This is a genomic window from Pleomorphochaeta naphthae, assembly GCF_055396005.1.
The window spans coordinates 1,236,407-1,254,795 of record NZ_AP042457.1 but is presented as its reverse complement, the minus strand read 5'-3'; the positions used below and the strand labels follow the sequence as shown (position 1 = coordinate 1,254,795).

Annotated in this window: 16 protein-coding genes; all 16 read left to right on the top strand. The window is 30.1% G+C overall.

From position 1 onward, the window contains the following. The first annotated feature begins 3 nt into the window (after nt 1-3). The 16 genes from ACZ5SO_RS05740 (at nt 4) to ACZ5SO_RS05665 (ending at nt 18,248) form a co-directional block, all read left to right on the top strand. Nucleotides 4-2,121 (top strand): ADP-ribosylglycohydrolase family protein, encoded by a 2,118-nt coding sequence (locus ACZ5SO_RS05740; RefSeq protein WP_464627401.1) that lies wholly within the window; start codon nt 4-6, stop codon nt 2,119-2,121. A 1-nt stretch (nt 2,122) separates the two neighbouring features. Continuing rightward, nucleotides 2,123-4,198 (top strand): ADP-ribosylglycohydrolase family protein, encoded by a 2,076-nt coding sequence (locus ACZ5SO_RS05735; protein WP_464627400.1) that lies wholly within the window; start codon nt 2,123-2,125, stop codon nt 4,196-4,198. A 3-nt stretch (nt 4,199-4,201) separates the two neighbouring features. Beyond that, a complete protein-coding gene (locus tag ACZ5SO_RS05730; protein ID WP_464627398.1) occupies nt 4,202-5,119 on the top strand; it encodes a PfkB family carbohydrate kinase in 918 nt (305 codons plus the stop codon). After that, nucleotides 5,109-6,044 carry a nucleoside phosphorylase gene (locus tag ACZ5SO_RS05725; protein ID WP_464627396.1) on the top strand — a complete coding sequence of 312 codons (936 nt, stop codon included), beginning with the start codon at nt 5,109-5,111 and terminating at the stop codon, nt 6,042-6,044. The genes ACZ5SO_RS05730 and ACZ5SO_RS05725 overlap by 11 nt, the downstream gene beginning before the upstream one ends. After that, entirely contained in the window at nt 6,034-7,170 is a 1,137-nt protein-coding gene (locus ACZ5SO_RS05720; protein WP_464627395.1) for an SIS domain-containing protein, read from the top strand. Before ACZ5SO_RS05725 ends, ACZ5SO_RS05720 begins: the two co-directional genes overlap by 11 nt. Nucleotides 7,171-7,181: 11 nt before the next feature. Continuing rightward, nucleotides 7,182-7,589, top strand: a complete 408-nt coding sequence (locus tag ACZ5SO_RS05715; RefSeq protein ID WP_464627393.1) for a secondary thiamine-phosphate synthase enzyme YjbQ — start codon at nt 7,182-7,184, stop codon at nt 7,587-7,589. Between the two features lie 11 nt (nt 7,590-7,600). After that, nucleotides 7,601-8,548, top strand: a complete 948-nt coding sequence (locus ACZ5SO_RS05710) for a nucleoside hydrolase (protein ID WP_464627392.1) — start codon at nt 7,601-7,603, stop codon at nt 8,546-8,548. A 7-nt stretch (nt 8,549-8,555) separates the two neighbouring features. Continuing rightward, a complete protein-coding gene (locus ACZ5SO_RS05705) occupies nt 8,556-9,653 on the top strand; it encodes a nucleoside 2-deoxyribosyltransferase (RefSeq protein ID WP_464627391.1) in 1,098 nt (365 codons plus the stop codon). Beyond that, complete coding sequence (gene deoD / locus ACZ5SO_RS05700; RefSeq protein WP_464627390.1) at nt 9,654-10,361, top strand: purine-nucleoside phosphorylase; 708 nt, start codon at nt 9,654-9,656, stop codon at nt 10,359-10,361. It abuts the gene before it with no gap. Nucleotides 10,362-10,776: 415 nt separating this feature from the next. Further along, entirely contained in the window at nt 10,777-11,787 is a 1,011-nt protein-coding gene (locus tag ACZ5SO_RS05695; RefSeq protein WP_464627388.1) for a hypothetical protein, read from the top strand. 973 nt (nt 11,788-12,760) lie between these two features. Further along, the gene (locus tag ACZ5SO_RS05690) at nt 12,761-13,468 is read left to right on the top strand and encodes a FadR/GntR family transcriptional regulator (RefSeq protein WP_464627386.1); all 708 of its coding nucleotides are present in this window, start codon (nt 12,761-12,763) and stop codon (nt 13,466-13,468) included. A gap of 87 nt (nt 13,469-13,555) precedes the next feature. Then, on the top strand, nt 13,556-14,551 hold the full coding sequence (locus tag ACZ5SO_RS05685) for a TRAP transporter substrate-binding protein (RefSeq protein WP_464627384.1): 996 nt from the start codon (nt 13,556-13,558) through the stop codon (nt 14,549-14,551). Between the two features lie 77 nt (nt 14,552-14,628). Further along, nucleotides 14,629-15,159 (top strand): TRAP transporter small permease, encoded by a 531-nt coding sequence (locus ACZ5SO_RS05680; protein WP_464627382.1) that lies wholly within the window; start codon nt 14,629-14,631, stop codon nt 15,157-15,159. Further along, nucleotides 15,152-16,441: a TRAP transporter large permease gene (locus ACZ5SO_RS05675; protein ID WP_464627381.1), complete on the top strand. Its 1,290-nt coding sequence runs from the start codon at nt 15,152-15,154 to the stop codon at nt 16,439-16,441. Before ACZ5SO_RS05680 ends, ACZ5SO_RS05675 begins: the two co-directional genes overlap by 8 nt. Before the next feature lie 15 nt (nt 16,442-16,456). Further along, nucleotides 16,457-17,131, top strand: a complete 675-nt coding sequence (locus tag ACZ5SO_RS05670) for a hypothetical protein (RefSeq protein WP_464627380.1) — start codon at nt 16,457-16,459, stop codon at nt 17,129-17,131. A 25-nt stretch (nt 17,132-17,156) separates the two neighbouring features. Continuing rightward, nucleotides 17,157-18,248 carry a type I phosphomannose isomerase catalytic subunit gene (locus tag ACZ5SO_RS05665; RefSeq protein ID WP_464627379.1) on the top strand — a complete coding sequence of 364 codons (1,092 nt, stop codon included), beginning with the start codon at nt 17,157-17,159 and terminating at the stop codon, nt 18,246-18,248. The last annotated feature ends 141 nt before the right edge of the window (nt 18,249-18,389 follow it).

Genomic DNA, 18,389 nt, shown 5'->3' with positions numbered 1-18,389 from the left:
AAAATGGATAAATCAATTCAAAATAAAATATATAGTGGTGTACTTGGAAAAATTATCGGAGTTTATTTAGGCCGTCCAGTTGAAGGTTGGTCTTATGATAAAATTAGAGAAAGTTTTGATCAAATAGATTATTATGTTAATGATATAACAAAAGCACCTCTAATAGTTCCTGATGACGATATATCTGGAACATTCGCATTTGTTAGAGCAATAAAAGATAGTGGATATAATTTTAATATTACAAGCAGAGAGATAGGTGATACTTGGTTAAACTATATAATTGAAAACCAAACAATTCTTTGGTTTGGAGGACTTTCAAGATCTACAGAACACACAGCGTTCTTAAGACTTAAAAATGGAATAAAAGCTCCAAAAAGTGGCAGTATTGAGTTAAATGGAGAGGCAATAGCAACGCAAATTGGATCTCAAATTTTTATAGATTCCTGGGCTTTTTTATGTCCAAACGACAGTGAACGGGCTGCTTATCTAGCAAAGCAAGCTGCAAGTGTAAGTCATGATGGAATAGCAGTTGATGCAGCAGTGTATTTAGCTAGCATGGAAGCTTCAGCCTTTGGAGAGAGAAATTTAGATAAATTATTAGATTCAAATTTAAAATATGTTCAACACAATAAAACTTTCTTAAATTTAGTTGATGAAATAAGAAATAAATGTGCTACAGAAAAAGATTGGAGAGATGTTAGAGACTACATAGAAGAAAATCACAGTTATGATAAGTATATGGGAAACTGTCCTATTGTAACAAACCATCTCTCAGTATTGATGTCTTTGATTTATGGAAAAGATTCATTTAGTGATAGCATATCAATAGCAGCATCAGCTGGTTGGGATACAGACTGTAATGCCGGAAATGTAGGTGCTTTAAATGGAGTTAGATTAGGCTTAGACGGTTTAGATGAAGAAGCTGATTTTAGAACACCTGTAAAAGATAGAGCTTTAATTGTTACAAGTGATGGAGGATCTTGTATATCTGATGCTGTAATAGAAACAAAAAAGCTAATTCATTATTCAGACAAATTATATAATAAAAAATCATCATTAAGTGAAATGAGATATAGTTTTGAATTTCCATCAAGTGTACAAGGCTTTATGAAAAGTGAAAGTGCAAAAATGAGACAAACTATAACTAGCATATCCAATTCTTTAGAGTTTGATGGAACACCAGGATTAAAAGTTGATTTTAAAAATTTAAGTAAAGCTATGGTAGCAGATTTTAATGTTGAAACTTTTACTGATTTACAACCAAAAGGAAAAGATGGGACAAGTTATTTTGAAGTATTTTTAAGCCCTAGTATATATTCAGGACAAAAAGTCAAAGCACTTTTAGATGTACCAAGTAATTTAAAATTAAAAGCTAAGATGTATATAGATTATTATAATAATGATGCATCTTTAAGTAGAAAAAGAAGTGAAGAGTTTTTATTAGATTCTCATTTAAATGAAGTTGAGTGGGAAATCCCAAATACAAATGGTTTTCCAATTTTTAGACTTGGTTTTGAAATAAGAAGCGAAAAGAAAACAGATGGTTTTGTAATCTTAAGATATATGGATTTTAAAGGAGCTCCTAAAAAATTCTATATTCCTCGTTCATATGAAATGAGCAAAGATATTACACCCTGGACAACAAATACAATTTGGCTAAAAACCTTCATGAATAGTGCATCAAATTTTTATCCAGATTATACAACAACCTTTTCTCTTTCCCATCCTGAAAAATATGGAGTAGTAACAATTGGAACAGTAGATTGGGATAATTACAGAGTAACTTCAACCCTCACATACTTAATGAATGATAGTGCAGGATTAATAGCAAGAAGTGAAGGACATAGAAGATTTTATTCCCTAACCATTGAGCAAGGTGCTTTAAAGATAATTATGAACAAAAATGAAGAGAGAATAACGCTCTCTGAAGTTAATAATAATTATAAGTTAGATTCAAAATATACCTTAACTTTTGAAGTAAATAAAAATAAGTTAAAAGGCTATTTGAATGGGGAACTTTTAGTAGAAGCTATTGATGATACTTATACATCAGGAGCAGCAGGATTCATTGTAGATAGAGGTGCTATTTTAGTAGATACCATGTTAATTGAGGGATTATAAATTGTTAGATAAAAATATAAAAGAGAAAATATATGCTGGAGTACTTGGAAAAATTATAGGTGTATATATGGGAAGACCTGTTGAAGGTTGGAGTTATGAAGCTATAGAACAAAGATTTGGAGAAGTAGATTCATATGTGAATAAAGACTTAAATATACCCTTAATAGTAGCTGATGATGATATATCAGGAACCTTTGGTTTTTTTAGAGCGATGGAAGATTTTAATTATAAAAAAGAATTGAAGTCTAAAGATGTTGGAAAAACTTGGTTAAATTACATAGTAGAAGATAAGAGTATTTTATGGTGGAGTGGTTTAGGTAGATCTACAGAGCACACAGCATATTTGAGATTAAAAAATAACATTGATGCCCCATTAAGTGGTAGTACTAAGTTAAACGGAAGGACATTATCAGAGCAGATAGGAGCACAGATTTTTATGGATGCCTTTGCTCTAATGTGTCCATCAGATAGCGATAAAGCAGTTTATTATGTAAACGAGGCTGCTAAAGTTAGTCATGATGGAATGGCTGTGGAAGCTGCTTGTTATTTAGCTGCTATAGAAGCTAATGCATTTGATGAAACAAATTTAGATAAACTACTTGATAATAATTTCAAATATGTAAAAAACTTACAGCTTAAAAGCATGATAGAAGATGTAAGAAATATATGTGAAAGATATGATAGAAATTCATGGAGAGAAGCCAGAGGTGAAATAGCAAAAAAATATGGTTATGATAAATTTAATGGACCTTGCCATATAATACCTAACCATGCCTTAGTATTAGCCTCATTAATATTAGCAAAAGACAGTTTTTACGATTCAATAACTATAGCATCTTCAGCTGCATGGGATACAGATTGTAATGCTGGAAATGTTGGCTGTATTAATGGGATACGTCTTGGTCTAGAGAATATCAATCAAAGGCCGTTTTTGAGGGATGAAGTTGCAGATCGTCTTTTAGTAGTAACAAGCGATGGAGGTTCTTGTATCTCTGATGCAGTTATAGAGACAAAAAAGATTATCAAAGCAAGTGAAATTATTAGTGATAGTTATAAAGAAGAAAAAGAAAATAGATTTGATTTTTCCTTTGCTAAGAGTGTCCAGGGCTTCTCTTTATGTCCATATGTAGATAAAGGAGCTTTCCATAAAACAAAAACTCCATTTCAATCTTTAGTTAGTGATGAAAAAGCAGGCTTAAACTTACAAGTTGATAATTCTATTTCTATCTCTACACCAACATATATCGATTTTAGTGAATTAGCTAATAATTTTACTACAATAGCTAGCCCAACAATATATGAAGGTAATAGAGTAATTATGAATTTACAAAGTGATAAAATATCTACTTTAACTCCATATATACTATATTATGATATGGATCAACAAATTTGTTATAAATCAGTTGAAGATTATAAAATAGATATTGGGTTAAATAGTATAGAATTCGAAATTCCAAATATAGAAGGTATGCCAATTTTTAGACTAGGTCTAACCATAGAATCGAAAAATGCTCAAATTAGGATACTTAATATCGATTGGAATAACACCCCAAAATATTTTGCTCAAAAAGGCACACTATTAAAATCAATTTGGGAAACTAACCCATATTGGCTTCAAGCTTGGGTTGGAAGTGCAAAACAATTTGCTGCAGATTTTAATCATACATATTGCATTTCTCATGTAGAAGAAAATGGGATTATGACAATTGGAACTCAAGATTGGAGTGATTATTCACTTGAGACAAATTTAATATTCTCCTTACATAAACAAGCTGGAATAGTTGTTAGAGCAAAAGGCTTAATTAATTATACAGCAGTAGTATTTGAAAATGGAAATACAGTTAAGGTTATAGAAAATAAAATGGGTGAGATAACCACACTTAATACTTATGATTTTAACTATGTAGAAGATCAATTATATAATATTTTAATAAGTGTTAAAGATTCTGATTTAACATTTAAAATAGATGGGAAAAGTTTTTATAAAACATCAATAACAAGAGATAGAGGTTCAGCTGGCTATCTAATTAGTTCTGGGACAATAGTTGCAAGAGACTTCATTATTAAGAGGATATAGCATATGGAATATTTAATAGTTTCAACAGCAGTAGTTGATCAAATTTCTTATCCAAATACAAAAGAAAAAATCCTCTCAATAGGTGGGGCAGGTTTTTATGCATATAGTGGAGCTAGGATTTGGAGTAAATCAGTGAATCTAGTATGTGGCAAAGGAAAAGATTTTGACACAGTGATAAAACCATATTTCATAAAAGATATGATCAGTGATCAGTGTATGTTTAATTTAGATTTACCAACCCCTACTACTAAAGTTGAATATGATACAACAGGAGAGAGGGTAGAAACACCAGTATATGGATCTACTCATTATCAAAAATTTGTTGCAAATATAGAAGAAATTGAGCAACATTGTAAGACTATAAAAGGGTTATACATCTTTAAAGAAGCAGAAGATGTTGAATTTTGGGAAAAGTTAATTGAATTAAAAAATAAATACAACTTTAAAATACTCTGGGAAATCTCTAGTGACAGTACAAAAGAGAGTAATTTAGATCTCATTAAAAGATTATCTAAAAATATAGACGTATTTTCAATTAATAAAAAAGAGGCAATGTCTTTATTTAATTGTGAAGATGAAAACTTAGAAGAAAGGTTTAAACAATTTAATTTTGATTTAGTCTTTTTTAGAAAAGGAGCAAAAGGAGCATCTTTAATTAGTAAAAGAGAAATAGTTTTTGCTCCATCATGTAATAAATTTGCTCTAATAGATCCAACAGGGGCAGGAAATAGTTCAAGTGCTGCAGTTCTAGTTGGATATTGTGAAAATAAAAGTTTATTAGAAATTGGTTTAATGGGATCAATATCTGCAGGCTTTATAATATCTCAGAATGGTGCCCCATTAACTCATTCAAAAGAAATAACAGAAAAAGCACACAAGTTGTTAAACGAAGAACTAAAAGGAAAAACTTATGTTAGATAGTGAAAAAATAAGAAATAAAAAATCAATAAAAGCAATCCAAGAGAGATATCCATATTATCATAATGTTCCAGAGAGGGGCTTAGTAATAGATGGAAGGCCGGCAATGACTCAAATAGACCCATCAAAAGTTGGTGACTATGTAATACTTACAGTCAGAGATCCTCTTTGTGCCTATGATATGGATCCAGCTAAACATATAGCATCACTATTAGACGATAGTGAATTAATAGGACAATCTGGAATGTTCTTATCATATAGCGGGTATTATAAAGGGGCACATATAACAGTGGTTTCAGGTGGTAGTGGCTCAGCAGAAATTGAATTAGCCTTATATGATTATATGGAATATACTAATGCTTCTACATATCTTAGATGTGGAGGCTCAGGTGGAATTGGAGAACTAGTTGATCCTGGAGATATAGTAATATCTAGCGGAGTAGTGAGAGATGAAGGCATGACAAAAGCCTATATACCTTCCTGTTACCCAGCCGTTAGCAATTATGAAGTAGTTACAGCGATGGTAAGTGCAGCAGAGAGATTAAAAGCTAAATACCATGTAGGCGTTACACTCTCAGTAGATAGCGATTTTGTAGGTGGTGGAAGACCTAGTGTAGGTGGATATTTACAACCCTGGAATATAGAAAAAGTAGAAATCTATGATAGAGCTGGTGTTTTAAATGGAGATAGAGAATCTGCTGCAATAGTTACCTTATCATCATTATTTGGTAAAAGAGGTGGATCAATATGTTCAGTTGCTGACAATGTAACAACGGGTAAAAAATTTACTGCAGGAGCCGGTCATCAAGATGCCGTTCAATTAACCTTAGAAGGCTGTGCAATTTTACATGAAATGGACAAATTAAAAAAGAAAACGAACACAAAAAACTGGAATGTAGATTTGAATGGGAGTATAAATGAAAAATAAATATGACAATAATATGCGAGAGCAAATATATAGTTTATCACAAGAGATAAAAAATCAATATGATAAATTAGAACCTTTAGCGAGAAAAGTTTTAACAACACCTGAAATCTTTTCTATTCAAAAAATAGTTTTAACAGGGTGTGGAGATTCTTTTGCTGCTAGCATGTTTTTAAAAAAGACTTTTGAAAAGCTAACAAAAATGCCGGTAGAAGTAGTTTCTGCCTTAGATTTAGCTAGACATTATGATGAATCACAATTAGGTTTTGCACCATTAAATCCATTAGTTATAGCAGTTAGTAATTCAGGAAGTGGTGCTAGAGTTGGAGAGGCAGTTCAAAGAGTCTTAAAGCATGGAGGCTTTGTACTTGCAGTAACAGGAAACAAAGAATCAATATTAGCTAAAAACTCATCAGCAGTATTAGAGTTGAATATACCACCACTTCCACCAGCTCCTGGTGTTACAACATATTTAGTATCAATACTTTCCTTATTGTTAGTTGCAATTAGAATAGGGGAAGTTAGGGCTAATATTACAATGGATAGAGCAAATGAGTTAAGAAGCGAAATTCTAACACAAGCTGATAAATTAAGTAAATCACTAGAAAGTATTGATAGAAAAGCTTTATCAGTTGCTACTAAATTTAAAGATAATGAAGCCTGGGATTTTATAGCAAGTGGAAGTGATTATGCAACAGCATGGTATGGCATGGCAAAAGTGATGGAAGCAACAGGGCAATATGCTATGCATATAAATAGTGAAGAATTTAACCATCTAAACTTTTTTATGAGAAAAACCCATTCACTTAACACCGTTTTTGTCATAAGCAAAAACGATTTAGGCTATTCTAGGACAGTAGAATCTTTAAATTATGCAATAAAGTTAGAAAGACCAACAGTATTAATAACAGATGATAAAACACTAAGTAAGAAATATCCTCTTTCCATTTTAATAGACTCCTCTAATTTTGATGAAATTCCATATTTATTCCAAAGTGTCCCAATAGCATTAATAGTAAGCTATGTAATGAAAATGATAGGAGAGAGGCCTGGAAGAGGGGTAGAAGGCCTATGGGATTTTGCAAAAAATGGAAATGGCGTTAAGAACAGTGAAATAATTATTTTATAAGGAGAGTACCAATGTTAAGTAATTATAAATTTAAAACAAAGTTTAATGATGTATATGATATAAAAAGATATGTATTAGAGGCAGTAGAACAAAGTGGTGTAGAGAGTGGAATTTGTGTAGTTTACACACCACATACAACAGCAGCAATTACAGTAACATCCTTTTGGGATCCTAAAGGATTTGAAGATTTACAAGATGAAATTTGTAGATTAATTCCAACACGAATAGATTTCAAACACCAACATGACACTCCCTCTGATGCAGCGGGACATGTTAAATCATCTTTGATAGGAGTTTCTTCATCTTTTATAATTAATGATGGAAAATTACTCTTAGGTCATTCTCAAGGATTATATTTTCTAGAGTTTGATGGTCCTAGAAACAGAGAAATTTTTGTCAAAATAGTTTCAGATAAATAGGAGATATGATTTTGAAAAAAGTAATTTTAGATTGTGATCCTGGAATGGATGATTCAGTTGCCATAATTATGGCCAGTAAATCATTGCAATTAGATTTATTAGCAATAACATGTGTTAATGGAAATTATCCAGTAGATATAACAAGCAAAAATGCAAGAGCTATAATGGAATTATTAGGAAGGGATGATATCATTGTTGCAAGAGGAATGGCTAATCCAATGATTAGAAAATCCCCTGCAGACCCATTTACACATGGGGAAGACGGATTAGCAAATTCAAATCTTCCAGAACCAAAATTGCCATTAAGTGATAAACATGCAGTTGAAGTATTAAAAGACCTTATAATGGAAAATCCAAATGAGATAACGATAATTGCAACAGGTCCATTAAGTAATATAGGAATGTTAATTTCACAATATCCTGAAACAAAATCCTTAATTAAAGAAATAATTGCAATAAGTGGGACATTTGGTTTAAATAAGGCTGCTTTTTCAAATGCAACAGGAGATACACCACAAAGTGAGTGGAATGTATATGTTGATCCTGAAGCAAGCAAGTTAGTATATGAAAGTAAAATCCCATTTACAGCAATAGGTTTAGATGTAGCAACTAATTTTGATGTAGATTTAACAAACGAAGATATAAAGCAAATAGAACATTCAACTAATAAAGAAGCAAAATTTTTATTTAATGCAATCAATTTTGTTAGAAAAAGAGGATTTGGAGCTTATTGTGCAGTAATCGATTGTATGGCAGTAGCATATGCAATAAATAAAGATTTGATAAAATGTGAAAAAGTACATGTTGGAGTAGAAACTAAAGATGGATTAACCCTTGGGATGACAGTTAGAGATTCTAGACATCATTTTGTATGGGAAACTCTTCCATTAATTAATATAGCAGTTGATGCTGATTATCAAGGTTTTTTGGAACTATTAAAAGATTTGGTTTTAAGGTAAATAAATTATGATGTATAATCCATATAATAAAGAAAACTTGTATATAGCAGGACCTGAGTGTTTTTATAATAGAGGCTATAGTCTTTGGTATTCTCAAAAACAGCTAGCTGAATATTATGGCTTTAATGTAGCATTACCAACCTCTACAGAATATAAACTTGATAGTAAAGATTTAAGAGAAAATGCAAAAGAAATATTTAGAGATTTGATAGATCAAGTAGAAAAAACAACAACAATTATAGCAGATTTAGAATTTTTTAGAGGATGTGAACCTGATAGTGGAACAATATTTGAAATCGGTTGGATATATTCAAAAGGTGGCAAATGCTATGGATATACTAGAGACTTAAGAAATATGGTAGTAAAAAGCCAAAATGCTAAGTTAATAAATAATAAAATAGTAGATGAAAATGAAAAACTTTATCCATATTATAATTTACCCTTTTGTTCCTCTATCTGTGCTTCAACAAAATTGGTAGAAGGCAATTTTGAAAATTGTCTAAAAACTTTAATGCAGGATATAAATGAAGAGAGAAGAATATCTCCAATTAAAAGAGTTGAAGCAAATATTAATCAAATTGATTGTAATCATATTGAAAAGGTTGAAAAAGGTAAAACTATTTATATTTCAAGTTTGAATAGATATGATGAAAGTAGTATAGCTTATTTTGAAAAATTAAAATCAAAGTATGAAGAGTTAGGATATAAAGCAATATCTCCATTGGACAATTACATAGAAAGTAAAAATGAAGATCCATTATTTGATGCAGTAGTTAATTTCCACAATAGATTACAACTCATAGATCAGTGTGACTATGTAGTTGCAACCCTTGATGGTTTTCATGGCTTAGAAACAAATAATGATGTATCCTTTGAATGTGGCTATGCATACGGAAAGGGTAAAAAGTTAATTGGAGTTTTAGAAGATACTAGAATAATGAGAGATAAAATACCTAGTTTAGATAACAATGGCCTTGATATTTGTGATAATGTTATAGAGAATTTTGATTATCCAATAAACTTGATGTTTGCTTGTTCAATGCAAATAATAAAAGGTAATGAATTGAATTCAGTAGATAAAGTTATTAAACTAATGGAGGGGTAAATGAGCTTACATATTGGTGCAAAAAGCGGTGAAATTTCAGATAAAGTATTATTGCCAGGAGATCCCTTAAGAGCAAAATTTATAGCAGAAACATATTTAAAAAAAGTTTTTTGCTATACAGATATAAGAGGAATGCTAGGTTTTACAGGGGAGTATAAAGGGCAAAGAGTTAGCGTTCAGGGGACAGGAATGGGAATGCCATCATTTTCGATTTATGCAAATGAATTGATAAACGATTATTCTTGTAAAAAACTAATCAGAGTTGGTACTTGTGGATCCATAAGCGAAAAAGTTAATTTAAAAGACGTAATTTTAGTAAATGGTACACATACTGATAGCAACATATATAAAACTCGTTTTAATAACATAAATTTTTCAGCAGTCCCTAGTTTTGATTTATTATATAAGGCATATAATATTTCAACAAAAAGTAAATTAGAAACAAAAGTTGGAACAGTTTTAGTTTCTGACCTATTTTATATGGATAATGCTAATGAAATTAATCAATTAATGAAAAGTTATGGGACTTTAGCAGTTGAAATGGAAAGTGCTGAATTATATGCTCTTGGAGCTAAATTTGGTGTTGAAGTTCTAACTCTTTTAACAGTGAGCGATGATTTAGTAAGACATAAAGCCATAGCCCCAAAAGATAGACAAACAACATTTACTCAAATGATGGAAATCGCCCTAGAAACAATCATAGATTAATGCTAATGCAAATGACTTTTTACAAAAATATATACCCAGTTTTATATAAAGTAAAAGAGAAATTTTCTAGATAATATAGCAATGTAAATAATTGCTATTTTTTTTTATCTAAAGCAAGAAATAAATTTTATAAAATACTTATTTAAATGTAACTAATATTGAACTAGTATTGTTTTATACCTAATTTTTTTGAAATAAACGTTTATGTGTTAATAAATAAAATCCATAAATAGTGTGTATTATTTATTTGACAGTTGTGTAAAATCTCACTAATATAAGCATTGTAGAATGCAATTTGTTATAACATGTATTTTGTTATATTCATTTAAACTTCCTTATATCAATATGTAATCTACTTAATTAGAAATTATTTTATTTTAAAAATGAAATATATAACATTTTTCGGAGGTTTAAAATGAAAAAAGCAAAGTTTAAAAGTCTTACTATAGTTTTGTTCTCTTTGTTTGCATTTTTGTTAGTTGGTTGTGATGATACTGCTTCACAAAATTTCAATGATGAAGTTCACTCTTTTAAAGAAGTTGGGACAAGTGATATTCTTGATGCTGAGGATACTGATTTGTATGATCCATTAAGAGATGATGAGTTTTACGACTTTGATGAAGACGAGTTTATTTCGGTTGCTCTACAACGTACATTTTGGGGAATTGCTTATAGTTTAGAGACTATTCCTTATATTATTTTAAATTATGAAGATGGCACAGTATCTAGTACAAAAGATATATCTATGGATATACTTTTTCACATAGATGACGAGTCTTTATATTTTGAGCCAGATGATGTCGACTCCTCTACGGTCTCTTTATATATTGAATGGTTAGATTTAATTGCAAGTGGTAATTTATATGATCCTATTGCAGATTTACTTAATGAAGACTTTAATGAAATTGATAAAGAAATGAGTTTAGATCTTTCGACGTATTTTACTACTGAGCTAATATCAGAGCCTATAAATAATAGTGGTATTAATTGTATAGATTTAAGTTTAAATGTTGACCAAGATGATAGTTCTGATATGACACTTTCTGGACATTTAGATTATAGCTTTGCAGCAAGGATAATAAATACCGAAAATAGTGCTTTGGGTGCTTTTTCAGCAAATTTGAGTATTGATGAAATAGATTCTTTCAATGGTGCTGATTACGAATATGTAGGTATCCAAATAGAAAATCTTATTTCTGATATTCTTTCATCCGAGGGTGATTCCTTAGAAAGTCAAATAGATGCAAGTGATTATGTTGATGTTTGGGAAGATATTGAAAATAATATTTGGGGAAATACCTCAAACGATCATATTTCTGTAGAATTCGTACTCGCTGATGCTGAGGGAGTAATAAATAGTGCAACTTTGGTAGATGAAGATTTATTTAAACAGTATCTTATCTACTATATATTAATTACTATCTAGTTTAAATGTAGAATAAAATTAATTAATAACAGTATTTCAAAAAAACCAAGCAATTTGTAATGCTTGGTTTTTTAGTGTTTGCCCAGCATGGGCAACATCTAGGTAGTGAAAGTCCACTGTGGGTTTGGCAATTTCATTTAAAAAAAATGAAATAACCACTAGCTGATGGCAAGTGCAGTATTGTGAGGTGTGAAGAAAACCTAATCCAAAGTTTCGAAGTTACGAACAGAAACAAGATATAAAGAAGATAATGAGTATGAGTTGTCAAAAAAAGTGACAAATACCAGTCAAAACTGTAATAGGTTAAGCCTAGATGACAAATAGTCTTTATTCTTAATCGAGGGGTTTGTAATACGTAGGAAAGGTTGAAATAAAACTAATGATAACAGCAATTTCCACAGTAATGTTTAAATAGGTATTTAAATTGGCAACTCTAAGAATTAAAGATAATAAAAGATATATGTAATTTTAGTAAGCATTTTTTTACCTTATTATTTTTTATTCCGTCATAAAATTTATATACTTTTGTAAATGGTCTTTAGATATTCAATCATATATCAAAAAATAATATTTAATCAATTTTAGCATTCCTAACAAATAGTTTTTCCAATTATATATCTTGTCAAAAATTGAAAAGATATGATGAATACAAATTATAAATATTAAATTCATCATACCTTTTTTATTGATACTTAATTTTTGTTTAGTATATTAAAATTTTTATTGGAAATGAATAAATTTATTTAAAATATTTTTTTAATGAGCTAATTCACTATATAATAACAAATTAATCGATTAAAGCTGAGATATTTTATAAAGTTTATAAAATAATTGAAATTTAATTTAAATTTTTTCTTGACTATTCGATATTTCATAGTAAGATAAACATCGTACGAATTTGAATGACTTCAAATTCAGTGATTATTTTATATAGTCAATGGTATGATGAATTTTAATTTATGGAGTTTCAATTATGAAAGACGGCAACCAACCTGCATCCGCTTTAGTCTTAGCTTATATCAAAGAGAAAATAGGCAATGGTGAGTGGAAGAAAGGTGATAAGATTTATACTGAACCACAATTTATGAAGAAACTTGGTGCAAGCAGAGCTGCCGTTAGAAGTGCCATAGATGAATTGGTTGCATTAAATGTATTAACACGTATTCAAGGAAACGGTACCTTTATATCAGATAGTGCTATTCCTCCAATGATGAATTCTTTAATTCCTTTTATGTTATTTGATGATTTTGATGCATTGACAGTATTAGAGTTTAGAAAAATCATTGAGCCATCTTGCATTGAACTATTTATAGATTGTTACTCAGAACAAAATATAAAAGATTTAGAAGAATGTTTAAATGTAATGATAAATTACGAATCATATGATAATAAAGAATTCTATAAGGCAGACTTTAATTTCCATACCATTATTGTTAAAGGAACACAGAACCCATTAGCTGCAAAAATAATGGACATTCTTCATGATGTATTAATTACATACCAATACAAATCAAACCAAGCAATTGGTCCTCAAACAGGACTTTTAGAACATAAGAGAATTTTTGAAGCTATAAAGAATAAAGATAAAGCTTTAGCTTCATTATTGATGAAACGTCATATCGAACGTTCTGAGGTGGATATGAAGGCTTATATAGATTCAAAAGCTATAGAGAAACAATAAATTAATTTAAACATTTTACAAACATATTGTTTGTTTAAAAAAATATAAGATTTTATTCGAGAAGCAAATTTTCTCGAGGAGGTTTTTATGAAAAAAGTATTTTGTATATCTACTATTTTGTTATTAGTAGTTGGTTCAGTTTTCGCAAGTGGTTCAAGTGAAGAGGGTGCAACACCTGAAAATCCAATTGAATTTAAACTTGCTGATAATAGTCCATTATCAACACCTTTATGTGCTGTTAATGTAAAATTTAGCGAATTAGTTGAAGAAGCAACTAATGGTGCAATTCATATTGAAGTATATCCAGATGCTCAATTAGGTAATGAAAATGAAACAATTGAACAAGTTAAAGCTGGCGTATTAGATTTAACTAGAGTTAATATCATTCAATTAGCTCAATATGATCCTAATTTCCAATTATTTAATCTTCCATACATTTTCGTAGATGATGAACAACGTTGGGCTGTTACTGATGGTGAAATTGGACAAGCTTTAAATGAAGAGTTCCATGATCTTACAGGAATGAACATTTTAGCATATTTAGATTCTGGTTGGAGATGTTTTTACACAACAGATAAAGCTGTAAAAAGCTTAGCAGATTTAAAGGGTATGAAAATTAGAGTTATGAATTCTGATTCAAACATTGCTATGATTAAATCATTCGGTGCAGTAGCTACTCCAATGGCTTATTCAGATGTATTCTCAGCATTACAAACAGGTGTTATTGATGGTGCTGAAAATGACTTTGTAAGTTATGATACATCAGGTCACTATGAAGTTGCTAAAAACTATACTGTTGACCGACACACAGCTAGCTTTGGTGTTATTTTAATGAGTGATAAAGCAAAGAGTAAAATCACTGAAGAACAATATCAAATTATCTTAGATTGTGCTTATGAAGCATCACTATGGCAAAGAGAAGCTATGGTAGCTAAAGAAAATGAAAGTATGGAAAAAGTTATTGCAGCAGGTAGCAATATTTATGAAGTAAATGTTGAAGAATTCCAAGAAGTTGTTCAACCTGTATATGACCAATATTCAGATTTAGCTCCATTAATTGAAAAAGTATACGCTTTAAAATAGTTAAATTAAAATAATACTAGTTACTTTCTAGTGAGTTATTTGCTAGAAAGTAGCTGTTTTTACGTAGGGAGAATAAAATGAATAAATTAGATTCATTTATCGAAAAAATGATTAATGTCGTTCAAAATATTTGTTCAGCATTACTTATGATTATGCTAGCAATAGTTTTTGCTTCTGTATTTGCTAGATATTTATTTAACAGTCCAATAATTTGGTCAGAAGAAATAACACTAATGTTATTAATTTGGTTTGGGTTTTTCTCAATTTCAAATGAGTTATATTTTGAAAATCACATGAGCTTAACTATAGCTTATAATAAATTTTCACCAAAAAAGAAAAAAATAATATCTCTTTCTAACGCAGTTTTATTTATATTCTTTTTTACACTTATGGCTGTAAATATTATTCGTATTTCATTAGTTATTTCAACAAATAAAATGCCAGTAAGTGGAATCCCCAAAGTATTGTTATATCTTCCAGTTTTATTGTCAGCAATATTAATGGTAGTTTATTCAGTCGCATTATTTTATAAAAAACTACATCAAGATTATTCCATAGAAAACAGTGAATCAGATATTTCTGCTATGAAGGAGATTAAAAATGAGTAGTACAGCTCTTGGAATTATATTACTATTTGGCATACTCGCCATTTTAATGATAAATTGTTTTCCTATTGCTTTAGCTTTAGGTTTATCAAGTGTAATCACAGCTTTAGTTTTAGATATTAATCTATTTCTATTGTTTCAGAGAATGGTTATTTCCCTAAATAATTTTGGGTTTTTAGCTCTTCCATTTTTTATCCTTTCAGCAAATATAATGACTGCAGGGGGAGTTAGCGATAAGCTAATGAAATTTGCAGACGTACTTGTTGGAAGAATTAAAGGCGGATCTGCAATGGTTAATATTATTGTAAGTATGCTTTTTGGTGGTATTCAAGGATCTTCTGTAGGGGATGTGTCTTCTATTGGTGCTATGTTAATTCCTGCTATGGAAAAACAAGGGTATGATAAAGATTATAGTGTAGCTGTTACAGTTACTTCATCAGTTGAAGGTATTATTATTCCTCCAAGCCAAAATATGATTTATTATTCAATGGCTGCTGGTGGATTATCATTAAGTAATTTATTTATTGCAGGTTATATCCCAGGTATATTATTAACTGGTGCACTAATGATTGTTGCATATATAATCGCTAAAAAAAGAAATTATCCAACTAGTGGAAAATATAAATTTAACGAAGGCGTTAAAGCTATTATTGATTCATTAATTGGATTATTTACAATCGTAATTATTATCGGTGGTATTGTTGCAGGTATTTTCACACCAACTGAATCAGCTGGAGTTGCAACTGTCTATGCGCTATTTGTTACGTTCTTTGTATATAAGACAATGAATTTTAAGAAGCTAGTTGGAGTAATTAAAGATTCACTTGGCTCCCTTGCAATAATTATGGCAGTTATTTCAATGTCATCAATGTTTAGTTATGTATTATCTTATTTAAAAGTACCAGTTTATGTATCAAACGGCTTATTAACTATCTCACAAAACCCAATTATTGTAATGTTAATGATTAATATAATCTTATTTTTTGCCGGTATGTTTATGGACATGGCAGTATTAATATTCATGTTAACTCCTGTATTTTTACCAGTAATTACTCAAATTGGTTATAACCCAATTCAATTTGGTATAATAATGATTTTAAACTTAGGTGTTGGACTTTGTACTCCTCCAGTAGGTAATTCCCTCTTTGTAGGTTGTGCGATAGCCAAGTTGCCGTTAGAAAAATCGATAAAAGCTTTCTTACCGTTCTACGTAGCAATGTTAATTGTACTAGCTTTAGTAATTTGTGTTCCAGCAGTTACCCTTTGGCTTCCCGGATTAATGTAAGGTTGGGGTTTAATAATGAGTTTAGTATTAAACAAATATTCTATTGGGGAAATTTCCCCATATAGAAGGGTTAGTGTGTTAGACGGAGAAGTGAAAAAAACTAATTTATATTATCATAAAATTAAAAGTAATGAAAAATATATATTAGAGCCTTGTGAAGATGTTTTCACAATCTTTTTTCTCCTATCTGGTAATGCGACCTTTTTAAGTAGTAATAAAGAATATGAATATTTTGAAAAAGGCGTATTTATAAATTTACCACATGAAAAAGTTGATGTTGTAACACAAAGTGAGAGTGAGTTAATCGAAATAAAATGGCCAATCTTAGGTGATTTCGATAGCAAGGAATTTCCATATACTCAAAAATATATAGATGCTCCGCAATATAGAGATGCATCTAAAAGTGAAAAATCCATAAGTAGAATGATTATACCTAGTTCTTTAATAAAAGGATTTAGTATGGGCTCAGTTGAGACTGAAGGAGAAGATATGGTGGCACCTCATTGCCATCCAACTCAAGATCAAATCTTTTATAGTTTTAGTGAAAACCATATAAAACTTTTAATTAATGATGAGGAAGCAGCATATGGACCAAATTGTTTCGTTCATATACCTCTTGCATCAAATCATGGTGTAAAAGTGGAGCAAGGCTATAAAGCAGAATATATATGGATTGATTTTGAAGTATAGCGAAAATATATCAAGGGGTTAAAAATTGATTTCAAATGTACAACCAGTAAAATTAAAAAAAGCAAAGGCCTGGAGAACTTACTTAGGTGGATCTCTGTTAAGGGAGTTACAAGGAACACCTAATACAGAAGATGATCATTTTCCTGAAGAGTGGATTATGAGTTTAGTAAGTGCTAGAAATGCAGGTAGAGAAGATATATTAGATGAAGGCTTAAGTTATATAGAAGCTGATGAAAAGATTTCATTAAAGGAACTAGTATTAAGTGATCCAGAGCATTATCTTGGCAAGCAATTTGTTGGTAAATATGGAGAAACAACTGGAGTTCTAATTAAGCTAATAGATTCTTATGAGAGATTATCTGTACAAGTTCACCCTGATAGAGAAAAAGCTAAAAAATTGTTTCACAGTGCCTATGGAAAAACTGAATGTTGGCATGTATTAGGTGGTAGAAGAATAAATAATGATGATCCTTGTATTTACTTAGGTTTTAAAGAAGGAATAACTCAAAAGAAGTGGAAAGAACTTTTTGATGTTCAAGATATCCAAGGAATGCTTGATTGCATGCATAAAATTTATGTAAAGCAAGGTGAGACTTATTTAATAAACAGCGGTGTTCCTCATGCAATCGGGGCTGGTTGTTTTTTAGCTGAAATTCAAGAGCCAACAGATTATACTATTAGAGTTGAAAAAATAACAGAATCAGGGTTAAAAATTGATGATAGAATGTGTCACCAAGGAATAGGTTTTGTTAAAATGTTTGAATGTTTCCATTATGATGGGCTTACATATCAACAAGCGGTAGATAGATGGTCTGTTAAGAAAAAAATACTTGATCAAACACCAGTTGCAGTTTACGAAAGTTTAATTGATTACTCATCAACAGAAATGTTTGCCTTATATGGTTTAAAAGTTAAAAGTGGTGACTATGAATTAAAATTAACAGATGTATTTTCTGGTATTTATGTTCTTGAAGGAACTGGAAAGATGGAGTGTGACGGACAAACTTATGAATTAAGTAAGTCTAATCAATATTTTATTCCAGCAGGTTGCGAAGACCTAGTCTTTAAAAATAGTAATAATCTAAGAATCTTACATTTCTTTGGTCCTAAAATTTAAATGTATATATAAATTATTATTAAGAGTATTACAAATTTGTAGTACTCTTTTTTTATGATTTTAAAAATAAGTTGGTAAATTAAAGACAATGATATTGATAATTTATAACAAATTTTTTAAGAAATAATTTAATATCAAATA